Source organism: Bradyrhizobium sp. (assembly GCF_049512235.1).
In the GTDB taxonomy this organism is placed as follows: Bacteria; Pseudomonadota; Alphaproteobacteria; order Rhizobiales; family Xanthobacteraceae; genus Bradyrhizobium.
Window position 1 is genome coordinate 1 of sequence record NZ_JBEKXH010000407.1, and the last position, 5832, is coordinate 5832.

Here is a 5832-nt window from a genome sequence, read left to right on the forward strand (position 1 = left end):
CATTGCAGGCGCCAACTGCCTGCGTTCGGGTTGCCGGGTTCCCGGCCGCGAGTTCCCGGGTTCCGCGGCGCTTGCGTTGGTTGCGAACGGGCGTCCCGACGCGCGGGCCCGGCATGAAATCGGCGGAATAAATTCCGCCGCCCTAATCCTCTTCCGGTCCGGCTTTTGGCCGGCTGGAAGACCCCGCCGCCCATCCGGGGCGGACGGAGGAAGAAAGAGGCCACGATGGCACAAACGTTCACCGGTCGTAAACGGGTCCGCAAGTCCTTTGGAAAAATCGAGGAAGTCGCAGAGATGCCGAACCTCATCGAGGTTCAGAAGGCGTCCTACGATCAATTCCTGCTGGTCAAGGAGCCCCATGGCGGGCGTCCCGACGAAGGTCTGCAGGCGGTGTTCAAGTCGGTGTTCCCGATCTCCGACTTCTCCAACACCGCCCAGCTCGAATTCGTCCATTACGAGTTCGAGCCGCCCAAATACGACGTGGACGAATGCCGCCAGCGCGGCATGACCTATGCGGCACCCCTCAAGGTGACGCTGCGGCTCATCGTGTTCGATATCGACGAAGAGACCGGCGCGCGCTCCGTGAAGGACATCAAGGAGCAGGACGTCTACATGGGCGACATCCCGCTCATGACCAACAACGGCACCTTCGTCGTCAACGGCACCGAGCGCGTCATCGTCTCGCAGATGCACCGTTCGCCCGGCGTGTTCTTCGATCACGACAAGGGCAAGACCCATTCGTCCGGCAAGCTTCTGTTCGCCGCGCGCGTCATTCCCTATCGCGGTTCCTGGCTCGATATCGAATTCGACGCCAAGGACATCGTGTTCGCGCGCATCGACCGCCGCCGCAAGATTCCGGTGACCTCGCTGATGTTCGCGCTCGGGCTCGACGGCGAAACCATCCTGTCGACGTTCTACAAGAAGATCATCTACAAGCGGGCCAAGGATGGCTGGCGCGTGCCGTTCGACGCCACCCGTTTCCGCGGCTACTCCACGATCAACGACCTGGTCGATGCCGACACCGGCAAGGTGGTGCTCGATGCCGGCAAGAAGCTGACCGTGCGCGCCGCGCGCCAGTTGCAGGAAAAGGGCCTCAAGGCGCTGCGGCTGTCCGATGAGGAACTGGTCGGCAACTATCTTGCCGAGGATCTCGTCAATCCCAAGACCGGTGAAATCTACGCCGAGGCCGGCGAGGAAATCACCGAGAAGTCGCTGAAGTCCCTCAACGAGCATGGCTACAAGGAACTGCCGCTGCTCGACATCGACCATGTCAATGTTGGCGCCTATATCCGCAACACCCTGCACGCCGACAAGAACATGACGCGTGAAGACGCGCTGTTCGACATCTATCGCGTGATGCGTCCCGGCGAGCCGCCGACCATCGATTCGGCCCAGACCATGTTCCAGTCGCTGTTCTTCGATTCGGAGCGCTACGACCTGTCCGCGGTCGGCCGCGTCAAGATGAACATGCGCCTCGAGCTCGACGCGCCCGACACCCACCGCACGCTGCGCAAGGAAGACATTCTCGCCGTCATCAAGACGCTGGTCGACCTGCGCGACGGCAAGGGCGAAATCGACGACATCGATCACCTCGGCAACCGCCGCGTGCGCTCGGTCGGCGAGCTGATGGAGAACCAGTACCGAATCGGCCTGTTGCGCATGGAGCGCGCGATCAAGGAGCGCATGTCCAGTGTCGATATCGACACCGTGATGCCGCAGGACCTGATCAACGCCAAGCCGGCGGCCGCCGCGGTGCGCGAATTCTTCGGCTCGTCGCAATTGTCCCAGTTCATGGATCAGACCAATCCGCTGTCGGAAATCACCCACAAGCGCCGGCTCTCGGCGCTGGGCCCGGGCGGCCTGACCCGCGAGCGCGCCGGCTTCGAGGTGCGTGACGTGCATCCGACCCATTACGGCCGGATCTGCCCGATCGAGACCCCGGAAGGCCCGAACATCGGCCTGATCAATTCGCTGGCGACCTTCGCGCGCGTCAACAAATACGGCTTCGTTGAAACGCCCTATCGCAAGGTCAAGGACGGCCGCGTCACCGACGAGGTGATCTATCTGTCGGCGATGGAGGAGGGCCGCTACCACGTCGCGCAGGCCAATGTGGCGCTCGACGCCAAGAGCCGCTTCACCGACGACCTCGTGGTCTGCCGCCATTCCGGCGACGTGGTGATGATCACGCCGGACAAGGTCGACTACATGGACGTGTCGCCGAAGCAGCTGGTTTCGGTGGCCGCGGCGCTGATTCCGTTCCTCGAGAACGACGACGCCAACCGCGCGCTGATGGGCTCGAACATGCAGCGCCAGGCGGTGCCGCTGGTGCGGGCCGAGGCGCCGTTCGTCGGCACCGGCATGGAAGGCGTGGTCGCGCGCGACTCCGGTGCCGCAATCGCGGCGCGCCGCACCGGCGTGATCGACCAGATCGACGCCACCCGTATCGTTATCCGCGCCACCGAGGATCTCGATCCCACCAAGTCGGGCGTCGATATCTACCGGCTGATGAAGTACCAGCGCTCCAACCAGTCGACCTGCATCAACCAGCGTCCGCTGGTGAAGGTCGGCGATGTCGTGCGCAAGGGCGACATCATCGCCGACGGTCCCTCGACCGACCTCGGCGAACTCGCACTCGGCCGCAACGTGCTGGTCGCGTTCATGCCGTGGAACGGCTACAACTTCGAGGATTCGATCCTGCTCTCGGAAAGGATCGTGAAGGACGACGTCTTCACCTCGATCCACATCGAGGAATTCGAGGTCATGGCCCGCGATACCAAGCTCGGACCTGAGGAAATCACCCGCGACATTCCGAACGTCTCGGAGGAGGCGCTGAAGAACCTCGACGAAGCCGGCATCGTCTACATCGGCGCCGAAGTCCGGGCCGGCGACATCCTGGTCGGCAAGATCACGCCGAAGGGCGAAAGCCCGATGACGCCGGAAGAAAAGCTGTTGCGCGCCATCTTCGGCGAAAAGGCGTCCGACGTTCGCGACACCTCGCTGCGCGTGCCCCCCGGCGTGCAGGGCACCATCGTCGAAGTGCGGGTATTCAACCGGCATGGCGTCGACAAGGACGAGCGCGCGCTGGCGATCGAGCGGGAGGAAATCGAGCGCCTGGCCAAGGACCGCGACGACGAGCAGGCGATCCTCGACCGCAACGTCTACAGCCGCCTGGCGGAGCTGTTGGAAAACCGCCAGGGCGTTGCCGGTCCGAAGGGCTTCAAGAAGGACACCAAGATCACGCGCGCGGTGCTCGACGAGCATCCGCGGTCGCAGTGGTGGATGTTTGCTTCGTCCAACGACAAGCTGATGGCCGAAATCGAGGCCATGCATAAGCAGTACGACGAATCGAAGCGGGGCCTGGAACAGCGCTTCCTCGACAAGGTCGAGAAACTGCAGCGCGGCGACGAATTGCCGCCCGGCGTGATGAAGATGGTCAAGGTCTTTGTCGCGGTGAAGCGCAAGATACAGCCCGGCGACAAGATGGCGGGCCGTCACGGCAACAAGGGTGTGGTTTCCAAGATCGTTCCGATCGAGGACATGCCGTTCCTCGAGGACGGCACCCATGCCGATATCGTGCTCAATCCGCTGGGCGTGCCGAGCCGGATGAATGTCGGGCAGATTCTCGAGACCCATCTCGGCTGGGCCTGCGCCGGCCTCGGCAAGCGGATCGGCCAGACCGTCGATGCGTATTATGCCAAGCAGGACATCAAGCCGCTGAAGGAGACCTTGAGAAAGATCTATGGCGACGAGGAAACCATCAGGTCGCTCAACGACAGCGAACTGATGGAGCTTGGCGGCAATCTCCGCCACGGCGTGCCGATCGCAACCCCGGTGTTCGACGGCGCCAAGGAAGCCGACATCGAGGAGATGCTGAAGCTCGCCGGTCTCGACGCCTCCGGGCAGTCCACCGTCTATGACGGCCGCACCGGCGACGCGTTCGACCGCAAGGTGACCGTCGGCTACATCTATATGCTGAAGCTGCATCACCTCGTCGACGACAAGATCCACGCCCGGTCGATCGGACCATACTCGCTCGTGACCCAGCAGCCGCTGGGGGGCAAGGCGCAGTTCGGCGGCCAGCGCTTCGGCGAAATGGAAGTGTGGGCGCTCGAGGCTTACGGCGCGGCCTACACGCTGCAGGAAATGCTGACCGTGAAGTCGGACGACGTCGCCGGCCGCACCAAGGTGTACGAGGCGATCGTGCGCGGCGACGACACCTTCGAAGCCGGCATTCCGGAATCGTTCAACGTATTGGTCAAGGAAATGCGTTCGCTCGGCCTCAACGTCGACCTGCACAATTCCAAGATGGGGACCCCGACGTCGGAAGCCGCAGAGTAATTTTTTGGAAGGGCGGCGCAAGCGCCGCCCTCGCCACCGTCATCGTCCGCCAGCGGCGGCGGTGACTACTGGTGCTCCGCCGCGGCGGAGCATGACAGAGCGAAATGTTTGAGCCGGCGAAGGTCGGCAGACGGAGAAGACGATGAATCAAGAGATCATGAATCTTTTCAATCCGACGACCCCGGCTCAGGTCTTCGACCAGATCCGGATCTCGATCGCCTCGCCGGAGAAGATTCTGTCGTGGTCCTATGGCGAGATCAAGAAGCCGGAGACCATCAACTACCGCACCTTCAAGCCCGAGCGGGACGGGCTGTTCTGCGCGCGCATCTTCGGACCGATCAAGGACTACGAGTGCCTGTGCGGCAAGTACAAGCGCATGAAGTACAAGGGCATCATCTGCGAAAAGTGCTCGGTCGAAGTGACGCTGTCGCGGGTCCGGCGCGAGCGCATGGGCCATATCGAGCTGGCCGCCCCCGTGGCGCATATCTGGTTCCTGAAGTCGCTGCCTTCCCGCATCGGGCTTCTGCTCGACATGACGCTGAAGGATCTCGAGCGGATCCTGTATTTTGAATATTACGTCGTGCTCGAGCCGGGCCTCACCGCGCTCAAGGACCGTCAGCTCTTGTCGGAAGACGAGTATCTGAAGGCGCAGGACGAATACGGCCAGGACAGCTTCACCGCCATGATCGGCGCCGAGGCGATCCGCGAGCTGTTGAAGGGTCTCGAGCTGGAGAAGCTCGAGGCGTCGCTGCGCGTCGAGATGCAGGAGACCGAATCCGACATCAAGCACAAGAAGCTCGCCAAGCGCCTGAAGATCGTCGAGGCCTTCCGTTATTCCGGCAACAAGCCGGAATGGATGATCCTGACCGTGGTGCCGGTGATTCCGCCGGACCTGCGTCCGCTGGTGCCGCTCGACGGCGGCCGCTTTGCGACCTCGGATCTCAACGATCTCTACCGCCGCGTCATCAACCGCAACAACCGCTTGAAGCGGCTGATGGAGCTGCGCGCGCCCGACATCATCATCCGCAACGAAAAGCGCATGTTGCAGGAGGCGGTTGACGCCCTGTTCGACAACGGCCGCCGTGGCCGCGTCATCACCGGCGCCAACAAGCGTCCGTTGAAGTCGCTCGCCGACATGCTCAAGGGCAAGCAGGGCCGTTTCCGTCAGAACCTGCTCGGCAAGCGCGTCGACTATTCCGGCCGTTCGGTGATCGTGGTCGGTCCCGAATTGCGCCTGCATCAGTGCGGCCTGCCGAAGAAGATGGCGCTCGAGCTGTTCAAGCCGTTCATCTATTCGCGGCTCGACGCCAAGGGCCTGTCGACGACGGTGAAGCAAGCCAAGAAGCTGGTCGAGAAGGAGAAGCCGGAGGTTTGGGACATCCTCGACGAGGTGATCCGCGAGCATCCGGTGCTGCTCAACCGCGCGCCGACGCTGCATCGCCTCGGCATTCAGGCGTTCGAGCCGGTCCTGATCGAAGGCAAGGCGATCCAGCT

The 5832-nt window shown here is 62.9% G+C and carries 2 protein-coding genes; both read left to right on the forward strand.

The window, feature by feature from the left end:
• The first annotated feature begins 225 nt into the window (after positions 1–225).
• A complete protein-coding gene (rpoB, locus tag ABSG20_RS27710; protein ID WP_423867667.1) occupies positions 226–4338 on the forward strand; it encodes a DNA-directed RNA polymerase subunit beta in 4113 nt (1370 codons plus the stop codon).
• 142 nt (positions 4339–4480) lie between these two features.
• A partial coding sequence (locus ABSG20_RS27715) for a DNA-directed RNA polymerase subunit beta' (protein ID WP_490338343.1) occupies positions 4481–5832 on the forward strand: 1352 nt, incomplete at its 3' end.